The sequence below is a fragment of the Streptomyces sp. NPDC058240 genome (assembly GCF_042882135.1).
Classification (GTDB): domain Bacteria; phylum Actinomycetota; class Actinomycetes; order Streptomycetales; family Streptomycetaceae; genus Streptomyces.
On the sequence record NZ_JBHVWT010000056.1, the window covers coordinates 1 to 14,546 of the forward strand.

The 14,546-nt window shown below is 69.0% G+C and carries 12 protein-coding genes and 6 pseudogenes; 7 read left to right on the forward strand and 11 right to left on the reverse strand.

Going from position 1 to position 14,546, the window contains the following annotated elements:
- Positions 1–185 precede the first annotated feature (185 nt).
- Positions 186–623: pseudogene (locus ACFVX4_RS36965) on the forward strand (transposase family protein); the annotation flags it as partial.
- A gap of 13 nt (positions 624–636) precedes the next feature.
- Here ACFVX4_RS36965 and ACFVX4_RS36970 read toward each other — a convergent pair.
- Both ACFVX4_RS36970 and ACFVX4_RS36975 read right to left on the reverse strand, forming a co-directional pair.
- Complete coding sequence (locus ACFVX4_RS36970; RefSeq protein WP_389986411.1) at positions 637–804, reverse strand: hypothetical protein; 168 nt, start codon at positions 802–804, stop codon at positions 637–639.
- A 551-nt stretch (positions 805–1,355) separates the two neighbouring features.
- Entirely contained in the window at positions 1,356–2,897 is a 1,542-nt protein-coding gene (locus ACFVX4_RS36975) for a hypothetical protein (RefSeq protein ID WP_389986414.1), read from the reverse strand.
- A 446-nt stretch (positions 2,898–3,343) separates the two neighbouring features.
- On the opposite strand from ACFVX4_RS36975, the gene ACFVX4_RS36980 reads away from it, so the two are divergent.
- The 3 genes from ACFVX4_RS36980 (at position 3,344) to ACFVX4_RS36990 (ending at position 5,108) form a co-directional block, all read left to right on the forward strand.
- Positions 3,344–3,553 carry a hypothetical protein gene (locus ACFVX4_RS36980; RefSeq protein ID WP_389986416.1) on the forward strand — a complete coding sequence of 70 codons (210 nt, stop codon included), beginning with the start codon at positions 3,344–3,346 and terminating at the stop codon, positions 3,551–3,553.
- Positions 3,550–4,272, forward strand: coding sequence for a restriction endonuclease (locus ACFVX4_RS36985; RefSeq protein WP_389986418.1), 723 nt, complete (start codon positions 3,550–3,552; stop codon positions 4,270–4,272). Before ACFVX4_RS36980 ends, ACFVX4_RS36985 begins: the two co-directional genes overlap by 4 nt.
- 275 nt (positions 4,273–4,547) lie before the next feature.
- Positions 4,548–5,108 carry a transcriptional regulator gene (locus ACFVX4_RS36990; RefSeq protein ID WP_389986485.1) on the forward strand — a complete coding sequence of 187 codons (561 nt, stop codon included), beginning with the start codon at positions 4,548–4,550 and terminating at the stop codon, positions 5,106–5,108.
- A gap of 451 nt (positions 5,109–5,559) precedes the next feature.
- On the opposite strand, the gene ACFVX4_RS36995 is transcribed toward ACFVX4_RS36990, so the two are convergent.
- Entirely contained in the window at positions 5,560–6,210 is a 651-nt protein-coding gene (locus ACFVX4_RS36995) for a hypothetical protein (protein WP_389986421.1), read from the reverse strand.
- Between the two features lie 504 nt (positions 6,211–6,714).
- Between ACFVX4_RS36995 and ACFVX4_RS37000 the strand changes: the two genes are divergently transcribed.
- Both ACFVX4_RS37000 and ACFVX4_RS37005 read left to right on the forward strand, forming a co-directional pair.
- Entirely contained in the window at positions 6,715–7,701 is a 987-nt protein-coding gene (locus ACFVX4_RS37000; RefSeq protein WP_389986424.1) for a hypothetical protein, read from the forward strand.
- Between the two features lie 40 nt (positions 7,702–7,741).
- Complete coding sequence (locus tag ACFVX4_RS37005; RefSeq protein WP_389986427.1) at positions 7,742–8,749, forward strand: TauD/TfdA family dioxygenase; 1,008 nt, start codon at positions 7,742–7,744, stop codon at positions 8,747–8,749.
- 2 nt (positions 8,750–8,751) lie between these two features.
- On the opposite strand, the pseudogene ACFVX4_RS37010 reads toward ACFVX4_RS37005, so the two are convergent.
- From ACFVX4_RS37010 to ACFVX4_RS37040, 7 genes and pseudogenes are all read right to left on the reverse strand, one after another.
- Positions 8,752–9,461: pseudogene (locus ACFVX4_RS37010) on the reverse strand (ATP-dependent DNA ligase); the annotation flags it as partial.
- A 73-nt stretch (positions 9,462–9,534) separates the two neighbouring features.
- Positions 9,535–10,063: pseudogene (locus tag ACFVX4_RS37015) on the reverse strand (Ku protein); the annotation flags it as partial.
- A 146-nt stretch (positions 10,064–10,209) separates the two neighbouring features.
- Positions 10,210–10,413 carry a hypothetical protein gene (locus ACFVX4_RS37020; protein WP_389986430.1) on the reverse strand — a complete coding sequence of 68 codons (204 nt, stop codon included), beginning with the start codon at positions 10,411–10,413 and terminating at the stop codon, positions 10,210–10,212.
- Positions 10,414–10,769: 356 nt separating this feature from the next.
- On the reverse strand, positions 10,770–11,816 hold the full coding sequence (locus ACFVX4_RS37025) for an IPT/TIG domain-containing protein (protein ID WP_389986433.1): 1,047 nt from the start codon (positions 11,814–11,816) through the stop codon (positions 10,770–10,772).
- Positions 11,817–11,943: 127 nt separating this feature from the next.
- The gene (locus ACFVX4_RS37030) at positions 11,944–12,438 is read right to left on the reverse strand and encodes an IPT/TIG domain-containing protein (RefSeq protein WP_389986488.1); all 495 of its coding nucleotides are present in this window, start codon (positions 12,436–12,438) and stop codon (positions 11,944–11,946) included.
- Between the two features lie 105 nt (positions 12,439–12,543).
- A pseudogene (locus ACFVX4_RS37035) lies at positions 12,544–12,885 on the reverse strand (IPT/TIG domain-containing protein); the annotation flags it as partial.
- Positions 12,886–13,396: 511 nt separating this feature from the next.
- Positions 13,397–13,630 (reverse strand): annotated as a pseudogene (locus tag ACFVX4_RS37040) (ATP-dependent DNA ligase); the annotation flags it as partial.
- 67 nt (positions 13,631–13,697) lie between these two features.
- On the opposite strand from ACFVX4_RS37040, the pseudogene ACFVX4_RS37045 reads away from it, so the two are divergent.
- A pseudogene (locus ACFVX4_RS37045) lies at positions 13,698–13,942 on the forward strand (CBS domain-containing protein); the annotation flags it as partial.
- A 79-nt stretch (positions 13,943–14,021) separates the two neighbouring features.
- On the opposite strand, the gene ACFVX4_RS37050 reads toward ACFVX4_RS37045, so the two are convergent.
- Positions 14,022–14,264, reverse strand: coding sequence for a hypothetical protein (locus tag ACFVX4_RS37050; protein WP_389986435.1), 243 nt, complete (start codon positions 14,262–14,264; stop codon positions 14,022–14,024).
- Positions 14,265–14,546: the final 282 nt, after the last annotated feature.

The window sequence follows — 14,546 nt, forward strand, 5'->3', positions numbered from 1 at the left end:
GGCTGGCCGAACGCGGGATCCTGATCGAGCCCGAGCAGGGATTGTTCACCCAGCCGCGGCCATAGCCACCCGGAGAGGCCACCACCAGCCCGACAGCTCCAGCTGCAAGCGCGAATCGGGCAGCACGTTACTTACTGCCCTCTCAGAAACCGTCGGTCGGGACTCCTGGCGGGGTGCACTTCAGCGACCGGAGCGCTGCCGACCGGCCCTTCTCCTCCGGCAAGCACAAGAAACACGGCATGAACGTCCAAGTCCTCACCGACCCGTTCGGGCGGCTGCTATGGGCCTCACCCGCACTGCTCGGCAGCACCCACGACCTGACCGCCCCCCACCGACACGGTGTCATCGACACCCTCGTCGACGCGAACCTCGCATGCTGGGCGGACAAGGGCTACCAGGGCAGCGGCAGCGTCCGTCCGGGTGCCGCTTCGCGGTAGGCACCGCAACTTCCCCGCCGGGCAGCAGGCGGTGAACGTCGCCCACGCCCGCATCCGAGCCTGGGCGAGCAGGCCATGGCCACCCTCAAGAACTGGCATCTCCTGCGCAAGCTCCGGTGCAGCCACGCCCGCATCACCGACCTCGTCAAGGCGATCCTCACTCTCCACCTGACCTGCTCAAAGTGATGTTGAAGAAGGTTCAGTAACTCCTTGCGACGGTGCTGGTCCGTCGCTGGGACCCGATGCCGAGCTTCTCGGTCACCGCCTGCAAAGCGGCCGTCTCGTTCGGGTGGTCGTCGCGCACCTCGGCGACCATGCGCACCGCACGGCGCCGCAGCTCAAGGGGACAACGGGAAGGTCGTGCCATGACTCGATCCCTTCATGAAACCGAGCCTCCACCGATCCCGGGGCGGTTCACTCAGCACCAGCCGGAGACAGCCCGCGCAAGCCTGAGCCGAGAGTGCGGCTACCAAGACCCCCGACAGCGTCAGGCATTCACGGGCGGCGGGCCGCCCCATGCACTGACGTTATTTCGTCGAGGAGCAGCGTTTCTACAGCAGTTCGGGAGGCGCTTCGGCGGCCGGTGCCGAGCTGTTGTTCACGACGATGGACAGCACCGCCCATCGCCGGGGAAGCGCTCCGCCGTCCGCGCCGCCATCGGAGCCCGGGTGGCCGAGGACAAAAGCGCTGGCTACGGGGCCAGGCGATCGGTGGCGCAGCATCGACGCGGGCCGCGGCGGCGTAGTGCCTCCCGCTCCGCCCGCTCGCGCAGCTCTGTGAAGAAGTCCTCGGTGAGGCGCGCGGCCTCCTCGGAGGAGGCACAGCAGTGGTTGTGGCCGACCTCGTAGAACCGGATGAAGGGCTCGGGGCCGGTGAAGCGCAGCCGCCCGTCGGCCGACGGGCCCCGGCCAGGTTTGGCTAGGGAAGGGGGCAGGTGAGCGGCAGGATGCGTTCGGTCAGCCGCCCGGTGAGGTGGGTGTCGGTGACGGCGGCCTCGGTGAGCCAGTCCGCTGCGGTCAGCTGGTCGACCAGGTGCTGTAGTTCGCCGGGACCCGCTGGGCACAAGGCGGCGAGGGAATCCAGGGCGACGCCCGTCCCGCCGGGGCCGAGCAGTCCCGATGCGCTGGTCTGGGTGGCCAAGGTCAGGGCGAGCAGCCGGGTACCTGCGGTGGTCTTGGCTTTGCGGAGCTTCTTGTCCGAGACGACTCTCTGGGCCCATCCGCTGAGTTTGGGCCGCATCTTCTTGCCGAACGTGAACGGTCCCGGCTTGTTGTCGTCAGGAACCAGGGAGGGGACGGTGATGGGGGTGGGGTTCTCGGGCCGGGAAGTGAGCAGGTCACCGGGGGTACCGGGAAGGCGCAGCCAGCCGGAGTCGGCCAGCTGCGCGACCAGGTCCTCCGGCTCGCTCAGGCCCAGACCGGTGAGGTCCTGGCCGACGAGGTTGCCCGTGCCGGTGTGCGCGGTGCGCAGAGTCAGCATCACCACCAGCAGCCGCGCCTCCGGACCGGGCAGCGGGGCGGTGTCGGTGACGTGGGCCAGGACGGACCGGGCGTGGGCCCACTGGGCGGGGCCGGTCAGCAGGCGGGCCACGGCCGGATCGCTGCTGTCTGGTTCGGTGCTGCTCGTGGCCAGGCCAGTGCGCTGCTGGTGCTGGAGGCGGGCGGCGGTGGCGGCCTGCTCGGCACGCTGGGCGTCCAGTCGCAGGCGGGTGTCGCCGGTGGCCTCGGCCCAGGCCGCGAAGGCGCTCGCCTTGCGGGTGTGGAGGTCGGCCAGGAGCGCCAGGTCGGGCTCGCTGCGCTGCTGGTAGGCACGGAAGAGGTCACCGAGTTCGACGAGTTCGTCCCGCAGGGTGACGGGCCGCAGATCATGGGGGATGACGCGCTGGGCGATCTTCACCTGCGGTGGACGGCGCCGCACGGGGGCGGAACGGGGGGCCGGCACCCCCGTCCCGGCCGCGACCTGCCGGTCGGAGAACTGCGGCGTGCCCGCGCCCGGGGCTGCGGGGGCCGGGCGTTCGGAGAGCTGGGGCCCGGGGGTCTGGGAGGTGGCCGCGGTCTTCGCTCCGGGTGTGGCGGCCGCGCACCACGAGCAGCACTCCATGGCCTGCCACCAGCGTCCTTCCCGGTCGGTGAGCACGGCCAGGACGACCGGTCCGCCGCACCGCCAGGGTTCGGTACGCGCGTGCCGGCCGGTGTCGGGCAGATGGGTGTGGCAGCCGTCAGCCCTGCACGCGCAGTACGCCCCGGCCCTGGGGGCGGTGGCGGCGCGCAGGTGGGCCTTGAGGTGGGCGACCGCGGCAGCACGGCCGACGGCCGCGGACGGCAGACACTGCTCGGCACAGGCGGGGCGGCTGCACGAGACGCGCACCGCCGCACTGCCCCGGCCGGCGGCGTCCAGACGCACCGTCCACCGGCGCCCCGGCACCCGCTCCTCCAGCTCGCTCCCCGCAGCCTGCGTCATCCCGCGCTTCCTCCCATTCCGTGTCCCTGACCGCCGCCCGCTGTGTGCCGTGGCGCGTGGCGGCGGGCCTACCGTACGCGGCACAAGGGGGCGGAGATCGGTGAACTCGCCCTATAGCGTGCGGCGGACTCGCAGCCTCGCGCAGCGAACACCCAGGCTGCGGTGGCCGGAGCTATGAAGCTGAGCACGTCTCCGCGTGTGCGATCAGCCCCGGCCCACCCCCCAATTACCCTGCCGCGCTGGCCGCTCACCGAGCTGGCAGGGGCGCCCGCGAAGTGCACGTCGACGATTGATCCGCCGTGTGGTATTCGGCCAGGTCCGATGGCTTTGTGCCATTCGTCGGCAACCCGCCTCCAACATCACTGAGGCCCGGCTACACAAGAAGGCGGGGTGGCACGTAGCGGCCTCATCTGTGTGTAGGCCGGTCGTGCGGGAGGTCTGGGCGGTTGCTGACTATCAACGTAGCTGTGCTGCTTGCAGTCGTCGTCTTCCTCCGGCTGCGCCGACGTACGGAGGCCCGCAGCCGCTTCGACGAGAAGATGACCGTCGTCATCGTCCTGGCGCTCGGGATCCTCCTGGCTCCCACCCCGGTGGGCCAGGGCGTCCTGAACTTCCTGGGACAGGTCGCGAGCGGCGTGACACAGGCCAGCCGGTGAGCCCCCGCAGGCGCCGGCCCGCGGCCACCAGCCGCACGGCGGCGCGGCGGCGTACCCGCGGGCGCGGCAGGCGCCGGCGTGCAAATGACCGGCTGGTCGGGCTCCTCGTGGCCGCGGTTCTGGCCGTCGCCCTGGTGGTGGCCGTGGTCAACTGGCTGCTGGTCCACTGGTGGGTCCTGGTCGCCATCGGTGTCCTCGCTGTGCTGGCCGGCGGCGTCTGGCTCCACCAGAAGCAGCAGCGAGCCCGGTGGAAAGCGGTCCGTACGCAGGCCCTGCGCTACGGGCTGAAGCAGCTGGATGACCTGCACCACGCCCGGTTCGAGGACGCGGTGCGGGAGCTGATGCACCGTGACGGCTGCCAGGACGCGGTCCGCGTCGGAGGCGGCGGCGACCTGGGCGCCGACGTGAAGGCCACCGACCCCTACGGACGGCGCTGGGTCATCCAGTGCAAACACCGCCGCAACGGCCTCGCCGGCTCCGCCGTGGGCAGCCCGGATCTTCAGGTCCTCAACGGCACCGCCCGCCAGGTCCACGGCGCCGACGTCGCGGTGATCGTCACCAACGGCCGCGTCACGGCGCCAGCCGTCGCCTTCGCCAAGCAGCAGCGCCTCCATGTCGTCGACCGCCACACCCTCGGTGTGTGGGCGGCCGGCTCACGCCCCTTGTGGGAACTGCTCCGGGCCGTCCCACCACCCCGCAAACCGACCTCGCTCTCCTGAAGCCGCGCGCCGGCGCCCTCGTACGCCCTGCCGCTTCCTGACCGTTCGACCCGGCGCGGGAGGGCAGGGGCGGCTGAAGTTCAGGCCTTCAGGGAGCGGATGGTGGCTTCCAGGTCACTTCTTAGGCAGTCAGTGCTTCGGGCCCGGCTGTTCAAGGCGCCGACCGCTGCACGAAAGCGCCACATAACCTCTGTTAACTCTCTATCGGTAGAATCCCAACTATCGAATAACACAAAGGAGTTCGAGAGAAAGGGCGCGAAGAGCCGGAGAGGGCCATCGACTTCGGGAAGTTCGGCGCCCGGGGAATCAAGGGAAGCGATGCTGTCACGCGGCAGCTTGACGACCTCGCGGGCGGCGGCATCGTCACCCCGGTCACCATGAAGCGTGGCCTGATGGCGCGCCTGCACTACCTGACGAAGACCGACCACAGTCGCGCTGCGGCCAAGGACGCCGGCCTGGTGGTGACGGACCGGACGCTCCAGGCGTGGCTGGAGGGCAAGCGCCGGCCGTCGAAGGCCAACCTGGAGCGCATCGACGCCGCCTACCGGACGGTGCGCCGCCGCAACGTAGCCCGGCACCTCCTGGCCCGTCTCAACCGCGAGGGGCGCGGGACCCGGGTGGAGATCCATCCGCTGAACCAGTCGCAGGTGGCGAGGCCTCTGCAACGGGTGGTGGAGTACCGGACGATGAACGTCCGCCGCTGGGAGCGCATCGTCGAGGCCTGGGCATCTGGTGATCAGCAGGGCCTGGACGACGCCTGGGAGGACGTCATCGTCGACCTGGGGTCGCAGTGGGGGCAGTACGAGTACGTCACCAACATCGGCTTCGCCGCCTGAACAGCCTCCCGCCTGTCAAAGCCCTGGGTCTCACAGCCCGGGTCGGTCACTGCATGCCTGGCGTGGTTCCCAGTGCCTGGAACCACGCCGAGGAATGAGGCCCTCTGCGCGGAGGGGTTCTGGGGTGCGGTGCTGGTCTCCGGGTCGGGGGCGGTGGTGAGTCCTACGCTGGCCCAGCCGTCCACGGTGGCGTCCGCTTCTGCTTCCCACCAGCCGCGGACGGCGTCCGTGATTGTTGTTCTGCGACCGTTCCGGCTCCTGCGGCAGGCGCGCGCATCGGGGAACGTCCTTTCTCCGGTTGGGGCGGTTGACGGCGGACTCTCCGTGACGATCCGCCACAGATGATGCGCCGTTGCCGTCGGCACGCGCAGCTGACCGCGGCTCTCACCGCCCCGGCGGTGACCGGGGCCTGCGCAGCCGGACCGCCACCAGCCGGGTCCGGAGGAGTTGGTCAGGTGAGGCTGAAGAAGAGGGTGTCCTGTGTGTACCAGTCGACGTTCTGTGTCGCCGCCTGCCATTCCTCGTGCTCGAAGTCGAGCTTCTCGATGAGCTCCAGGACGTCGGAGTGGAAGTCCGGGTCCATGCGGTCGAGAGCGGCGCGGTAGGCGTCGGCGGCGGGCTTGGTCCTGGCCAGCGGCAGGTGGCCGATGGCCGGGTACCCGTCCATCGAGTGCGGTATGTGGGGGAAGCCGGCCGGCAGTCCGCGGTAGAGGTAGCCGTGGGGCAGCAGGTCGTCCGGCACACCCAGACGGCGCATCTCCTCGTCGACCAGGCTGAAGAACGTCGAGGGCTTCGAGTAGGTGCCCAGGGTGTACGGGTCGGAGGCATTGCAGTCGATGATGATCTGCAACGCGCAGTGGTAGGCGTTTCCCGCGCACTCCGCCGCCGAGGAGGTGTGCCCGGCCAGGAGGTGATCGAGAGCCTCGGGGATGGACAGGCCCCAGTCGACGCCCTGGTGGTCGAGATCGTCCTGCCGTGCTCGGGCGGCCTTCCGCATGTGGCCGAGGCAGCGCTGCTGGTCCGCGGTGAGGTTGCTGTTGCTGCCCAGGAAGGCGAGGACGTCTGCCTGGTCGGCGGTGGAGTAGGAGATGTTGTGACTCATGAGCGCCATGGTGCCAAGGGGGACTGACACTCTCCAGCGTCGCCCGTGAGGGCCCGTAGTCCTGGCCCAGACACCGGCCGCAAAGTAGGCAAGGGCTGGGGGGTAATACTGGTGAGCTCGCGTATTCAACTGTCCCGAGTTCCCCGGGCTACCGTACTCAATGGCTGCAGAGAGTGACATTCATCCTTGTGTAGTTGGGAGCATTGGCGAAATTTGAGTACGCGAGCTCACCAGTACTGACCTCGGGCCGGAGTCCGCGAGGCATGCCGGGTCCGCGGCCGCGGACCTCTCCGGCCAACTCCAGCGCACCGCACAGGAATGGTCTTGCAGATCAGGTTTCGTGTGGAGTGTTCTTGGCGAAGTACTTCCACCATGGGCTTATCGCCGGTTGCCGGTCATCCTGCTGTCGCTGTTTTCCGTGAGCCCCGAGGCGGGCGGTCCGTCCCGGGGCTGGGCCCGCGGGTCGATGCTGAGGCGAAGCGCACCGCGGGTGTGCTGGCCGGGTTGGCGACCCATGCCAGACCTGTCGAGCGGACCGTCGCGCTGCGGCAGGCCGCCGTGGTTGCCGGTGAGTTGGTGGCCGCGCTGTCGGCTCTGGCTCCGGCCGTGGCCGGTGAGGGACTGCCGGCGGAGTCGATCAGTCAGTCCTTCTTCCGGGTCCGTGAGGTGGAGCTGTCGGATCAGCAGGCCGCTCTGCACGGTGTCCTGGTCGTCCACCGCGGTCTGGAAGATCTGTGTGAGGCTCCGTTGTCGGGTGCCGACCTGGCGCTGGAGGCGGCAGGGATGCGGCAGTCGGTGCTCGACCTCACCGGCGCAGCGCCGGGCGCCGCCCCTGACTCCGTATCGCCGGTGGCCGTTCCCGAGCCTGCTGCGGGGTCGTCGTTGGAGAGTGTGTGGAGTGCTCGGTGGCTCATCGGGCACCAGGTCCATGTCCTGTTCAACGTCTGTGCCGCGGTCGCCGTGGCCGACGCCACCCGCCATCTGCGGCACGGCGACGGCGATGCCGCGCTGCTGAGGCTGGCAGATGCGACGGTGTACGTGCGGGGCTTCCCGGCGGCCATGATCCACGCCAGTACGGTCCCGGCCGATTACTACATGGCGGCGATACGCCACACCATGGCGCCTCCGTCGGTGGACGTCCCGTTGAGTGGGCGCCAGCATCGCGGATACAAGCTGTTCCGGGCGGCGATGAAGGACCTGCTATCGGTGCTTCCCGACTCCTACGAGCTACTGGCGGCCCGCGCCCCGGAGCTGGCCGAGGCACGGGCCGCTCTCCTGGAAGCCGACATCGTGGACGGTGAACGGCACGTCACCCTGGCGTACTCGATGGTGCATCTGCGTCGTTCCATCGCTCAGAAATCTGAAGGCCCGGACAACGCCGTCGCCGAACTACGGCTCATGCGCCATCGCCGCGCGGCCCAGTACGCCTCCCTGATCCGGTTCGGGGACCACTACATCGCCGACGCCGTGGCCGGCCTGCGCCACTCGTGAGTCCGTGCGTCCGCCGCCCACCCCCCGGCAGGAGACCCTGATGCCCGAGACGACGCCCGGCACCACCCGAAGCCCTGCCGCCGCCGACTGGTCACTTGACCCGGCCGATGCCGGCGCGTGCGAGCGGCTGGCCCGCACCCTGTGCACCAGCGGGCACGACCAGGTCGACAACCCCGAGTGGGTGGCAGGGGCCCGGGACGCCTGGGAGGACCTCCCGTTCCCGCTGCGCCGTGGGGTGCGCCGGTTTCGAAGGCACTCCGGCCCGCACGGCACATTGGTGATCGGCGGCCTGCCCGTCGATCAGGCGGCCCTGCCCGCGACACCGTCCGTACCCGGCTCGGTCCAGCGCCAGGCCAGCGTCTCGGCCGCGGTGCTCACCATGGTGGCCTGCGGGCTCGGCGAGCCTCTCGCCTACCTGGCTGAGAAATCCGGTGCCCTCGTGCAGGACGTCGTGCCCGTGCCTGGGCAGGAGACCTTCCACGGCAACGCCGGATCGGTGCCGCTCTCCTTCCACACCGAGAACGGCTTCCACCCCCACCCACCCGACTATGTGATCTTCCTGTGCCTGCGTGCCGACCACGACCAGATCGCCGGCATGCGCGTCGCCGGCATCCGCCAAGCGCTGCCGCTTCTCACCCCAGCCAGCCGCCAGGCTCTGTTCGCACCGGAGTTCATCACCACACCACCACCCTCCTTCGGCCCCGACGCTGCCGCGAGTGAGCCCGATGTCAAGCCCCGACCGGTGCTGTCGGGAGCGGTCGAGGATCCCGACATACGGATGGCCCAACTCGTCACCACCCCGCTCACCCCTCGGGCTGCCGCGGCGCTGGCCGAATTCGGCCGCGCCTGCGAGGCGACCGCCCGCACCCTGCGCCTGACTCCCGGCGACCTGGTCATCATCGACAACCGCGTCACCGTCCACGGCCGCACCGCCTTCCACCCCCGTTACGACGGAGCAGACCGCTGGCTGCAACGCACCTACGTCACCACCGACCTGCGCCGCTCCCGCGACCACCGCCCCCACGACGGCCACATACTCGCCCGCTGACATCCGGTGCCGACGCTGCCCACGTACGCAGACCGCCTTCATGTGCCTCTCCTACCAGCAGGGCGCCGGGCAGGCCGGTGAGCCGGCCGCGGCCGGGCACCCACCCGCCCACGATCACATCGACGGTCCGGACGTGCCGGATCTTGACCCAAGAGCGGGAGCGGACGCCGGGTTCGTACACGGACGCGAGCCGCTTCGCGAGCACACCCTCCAGCCCCGCAGCCCGGGTCATCTCCAGCGCCTGCGCCCCGTGCCCGACGACCGCCGCCGGCGTCGACCAGTGCGTCCCGTCCAGTCCCAGGCCCTCCAGGAGGGCCCGGCGCTCGGTGTACGGCAGCCCGGTCAGGCTGCGGCCGTCCAAGTGCACGGCATAGAAGAGGACGAGGTGGGCGGGCACGACCTGGGCCATGCGGGCGGCCTTCGCCGGGGATCCGGTCAGGCCCATGCGGGACTGCAGCCGCTCGAAGTCACTGCGCCCCTCGCGGTCGAGTGCGACGATCTCGCCGTCGAGAACCGCGGGCCGGTCAACGGCGGTTCCGAGTGCGGTGAGTTCCGGGTAGGCGGTGGTGATGTCCGCCCCGGACCGGGACCGCAGGAGCACCGTCCCGTCGCCCGGCAGGTAGACCATGGCCCGCTGCCCGTCCTGCTTGACCTCGAACGCCCACCGGTCCTCTACGGCTGCGGGCGGCAGGCTGCCTGGCGTGGCGAGCATCGGAGCGATCCGCGGCAAGCTCAACCATGACCATCCCGCTCCGCGCCCGCTCAGGACGCGCTGCGCCTTTTCGCGGCCGCGGTCTTCTTCGTGGTGGTCTTCTTCGCCGTGGTCTTCTTGCGTGGCGCACCCGGAGCAGCCCGAGCCTCTCGCGGTTGTGCCAGGCGAACTTCGCGACGGCGACCTTGTCGGACCGCTCCAGCGCCTTGCGGAGCAAAGTGTAGGGCCGGGCTGCGACTTGTCCGTCGATCGCGAGGAAGTATGAACCGCCGATCCGGATCGGGTCGATGCTGTCGGCGTCGACGAACGCCACGATCTCGATCGCCTTCGCGGTGGGCAGCGGCATCTCGTCGAGCTCTTCATCGGTGACCGGGACAACCTCGTCCTTCGTGACCTCGTAGCCCTTGCCGATCTCCTCCTGCGGCACGACCTCATCGTCGATCGAGCAGACCTTGCGCGTGCGGACCCTGCCCATGTCCTCCAGGTGAACCTGGTGGAAATGAGTGGAAATAAACTGAGTGGTCCTCGGTCGCACTGACGACCTTGACCGGGATGCTGACCAGGCCAGAACTCACTGCTCCGGTCCACAAGGGCCGCGGCATACGTACCTCCAGGCCCCCTGGCGGAATGGGCCGGAAAGCGGACCGGAGCGCCGGGAAGGGTGCCGTCCCCGCACAGCGGGGAGGGCAGGGGCGCGGCCGGGCCACCGCCCGCAATCCGATCCTTATGCGGTGCGGACGTGATCGCATCACAAAGACGCCGACCGGAGCCGCGGTCGCCCCGGCCACGCCGACAGGGACCGCTGGCTCTCCCGGCGGGCCTCCCGCCCGCTCAGGGGCCGTGCCCCGGGCTCGGTGACGACGAACTCCTCGCCGTTCCACCGCACGACCAGCCCCCGTACTCCGTCCGGCCCGCTCCCGGCCGCCCGCACCAGCTCGACCCGGCCCGCCATGCTCCAACCGTGCTTCGCCCAGTACAGGTGGGCGCTGATCAGGAAGGACAGCCGGATCAGCTCCCGCCGTAGCTCGGCCGCCCCGACGGCCGGGCGCAGAGCGAGCCGGTTGTAGATGCGGATCTGCCGGGTCCAAGAGTAAGAAATCCGCCTTGAGCTTCGACTCGGTGAGGGCCCACGCCCTGAGGTAATAGTCGTGGGTGTAGCGGTGAGGGCTGGCCGGGTCCTGGGTCTCGCGCCACAGCTGGCGGGCGTGCGGCAGGATCTGCGCCCGGCCGGCCGATCCGGTAGCCGCTCCCAGGGGGCAAATGGATCCGGTAGTGGTCGGAGGCGAACACCACCGCGTAGGGCTGGGCTCAGGACGGGTCGTAGACATAGGGCAGGGCGTTGCTGTTCCCGGCCGGGGTGTGTGCCACGACATTCACCGTGCCGGGCGTTCCGCCCGGGGAGGTCGCGACGACCTGGGTGTCGGAGATCGCTGAAAACGAGGCCGGGAGGCCGCCGAAGGTCACTGCGTCGGTGAAGGTGAGGTTGCTGCCGCCTAGCACGATCGCGTCGCCGCCGAGATCAGAGCCATTGGAGGGGGTGAGGCTGGTTAGGACGGGTGCTCCCAGATATGTGTAGTGCGGATTCCCGGTGGTCGTCGCCGTGCTGGTCCCGCCCGGTGTGGTGACGGTGACGGTGACCGTGCCAGACCCGGCCGGAGCGGTCACGGCCAGCTGGCTATCGGAGACCGCATTGATGGTGGTGGCCTGATTCCCTCCGAAGCTCACGGAGCTGGTGAGCGTCAGATTACTGCCGAAGACGGTGACGGTGTTGCCTCCGGTGGCTGGGCCGAGATGTGTGGACAGCTCGTTGATGGTGGGCGCGGCGATGTAGAAGTAGGGCAGGGGATTGCTGGTGCCGCCGGCCGTGGTGACCGTGACGCTGACCGAGGACGGTGGCCCGGCTGGCGCACTGACGGTGATCTGGGTGGGGGTGTTGGTCAGGATGGTCGCCGAGTTATTCCCGAACTTCACCAAGATGGCGCCGGAGAGGTTAGTCCCGTTGATGGTGACCGTATTGCCGCCTGAGGTGGGGCCTGAGGTGGGGATGAGTCCGCCGGAGAGGGTGTTTTCGCCCGAAAGCGGATCGGAGGCAGGTCTGAGACTGCTGAGAGCCGGGACTGAGGTGTAGGTGAAGAGCACGTTTTGGGTGCTGGTCCCTGTCGGCGTCGTGACCGTGGCTTTGACCGTACTGGTTCCTGTGGGGGTCTTGGCCGTCATCTGTGTATCGCTCACGAGGACGAAGTCGGCGCCGTTGGGGCCGAACCTCACCAAGGTGGCGTCGGTGAAGCCGGAGCCTGTGATGGTGACGCTGGTGCCCCCGGCTGGAGCACCTTGGGCGGGGCTGACGTTGGTCACTACAGGGGCCATGAGGCTCTTCTCCTTCTCCTAGCGCTTGGGGCGTTGCCGCCCATCCGCGCCACGTTCTGCGGACGGACCGCGACTTGGTGATCGTGCCGTCGGGGTGCCCGGTTATCCCCGACGATCAGGTGATGGTGAAGGCCTGGGCGTTGGAATTGCCGCCACAGGTGTGGACCGTGATGGTTCCGGCCCCGGTGGCGAGTCCGCCGGGCACGGTGGCGGCGAGCTGGGTGTCGCTGATAGGCGTGAAGACCGCGGTGGCGGTGGCGGTGGCGCTGTCGGTGAAGGTGACGGTGTCGACGTTGACGAAACCGGTTCCGTTGACGGTGATCTGGTCCCCTGCCGTACCCGATGTGGGAAGTGCCGAGGTGATGGCCGGCGTGAGGTAGTAGTCGATCTGGGTGGTGCCCGAGGTGCTGGTACCGCCGGCGGTGGTGATGGTCACCGGCTGGGTCGACACCGTACCGACCTGGCCCGGGTTGGTCGGCGCGGTGAAGGTGACCTGGCTCGGCTGGGTGGGGGTGACCGCTACGTTGCCGACGGTGCCCACCCCCACCTGCGTTCCGGAGAGGAAGTTGGTGCCGAACAGCGTCACCGAGCCGCCCGAGGCGGCTGGCACACAGGTGACGCTCAGCCCTGTGGTGGTCGGCGTGGCGATGACGAAGAACGGTAGCGCGTTGCTGGTGACGCCGGCGCTGCTGGTGACGCTGACCGAAACCTGGCCGGAGCACGGCGCCGCGCTGGGCACCACGAAAGTGACCAGCGTGGCGGTGACGCTTGCCGGGGTGACCGCCGCCGAACCGAAGTTCACCCTCGTGGTGGCGGACAGACCGGTTCCGTTGATCTGGACGGTGTTTCCGGGCCTGCCTTGGTTCGTGGTGGTCGTCGTGTCCACCAACGAAGTGATGGTTGCCATGATCTTTCTCCTTCGAACATACCGCTCTGCCTGGGCGCACAACCGCATGGGATGTCCCAGTGGGCAGTGGGGCGAGAAGGACATATGAAGACCCGTCGCCTTCAGGGCGCCTGGGCGGGTCGTCCTAGGTGAAGCGACGCGGCTCCACATCACGGGGCGCCGTAATTCTCGCTTGCTACGATTTAAGCGATCGAGCTAAAAGCTCGGAAGGTGCAATTGATGCATTGGGGAATTCATATGGACGTAGGATTAAAGACTGCCTAGGTGACTTGTACTACCGTCGTGCGCCCCTCCCGGGGGCACTGAGCCTTTTCCAGCCTGACGGTGCTGGCCGCGTGTTGAACGGATCTGCGGGACGACGAAGCCGTCCCGTGTGGGTGACCGGCTGATGGATGATCACGGTGGTAATGCACTGGGAGCCGCCCTGGAATCGGGTCGCTGCACATTTCTCCGCAAGGTCATGAACTGGTCGACCGATGATAAAATGTCAATCCCGGTTGACGTGCGCCCTCCCGGCGCGCCTGGTTGATGCCTGCGAGCAGACGGTCGGTGGATGCTTGTGCCGCTTCACGCCCTAGTTCCGAGTTCCGAGCCCTCGAAGGGCCCGTTGTACGTTCTCGATGAGCGGCTGACCGGCCACAACACCTTCCTGTCCACCACCCGGCAGTACCCACCGCGCTCCGGCCACGCTCGGCGCCGTCTCGAAGGGGCACTCGCTGATCGCGGCGATGTGGAGCAGGTCGGCGAGTGTGGTGCGTTCGGCTTTGCTCCACCCGGTGCCGACGCTGCCCACGTACCGAAGACTGCCTTCATGCGCCTCTCCCACGAGCAGGGCGCCGGGCCGGCCGGTGAGCCGGCCTCGGCCGGGCACCCACCCGCCCACGATCACATCGACGGTGCCTTGAACGCGGCGATGTCCAGCATCGGGTCGCGCTGTTCGAAGCCGCCTGGGAGAACGCCACGTGCTTGCGGCGGACAAGGACCCCGCCCAGGTCAAGGCGGGCGAACTGGCGCAGGGTGAAGCCGTCACGATCGGCGCGGACGACGAGTGTCAGAGATTCTCCGCACGATGAGCGAACACAAGGTGCGCCGACTGCCGGTCATCGACGGTCACGTACTGGTCGGAATGGTCGCTCAGGCCGATGCCGCCCGGGCACTGCCCGATCCGGCCGTGGGCGACCTTCTCGAAGCCCTGTCCGCCAGCTGACCGCCCGGGCAGCAACACTGCACGCAGAGAAGGGTGTTCAGTAAAGGTGGGGTGTGGTCCGGCGACCGGGCCGAGGGGTTCAGACGTGATCCGCGAGCTGGGACTGGGACAGACCTTTCTCACGCGCGCAGTGTGCGCAGCAGAAGAACTGTCCGTCGGCCTGCATGCCGTGGCCGAGGATGCGGCACTGGCAGTTGACACAGGTCGGGGCGATCTTCTGGGCGGCGCACTCGATACTGTCGAAGACGTGGACCGCCCCTCCCGCGGCACGCACCTCGAACGCCAGCTCGTAGTCGTTGTGGCAGACCTCGCACACGGCCATGGTGATCATTCCTTGCTGCGGAATCGATGAGCTGAGGGCGCCTGCACGTTCGCTCGCCCGCGAAGACGCGGCGCCCTGGACACTAGCGAAAGGGCGCACCGTTCCTCTGGCGGCGCGTGGACTGCGATTCGACCGTTCTGCCGGAATCACTCGCATGGCGCTCTCGCGCCCACGCTCGGGTCCCGATGGATTTCGGTTAAGGGCTGTCCATATGTGATCCACGACCGTGGGCACGTGCGAGGCCCGTTCCTGCTGCGTGGCTGGGCCGGGGAGGTGAGTGGC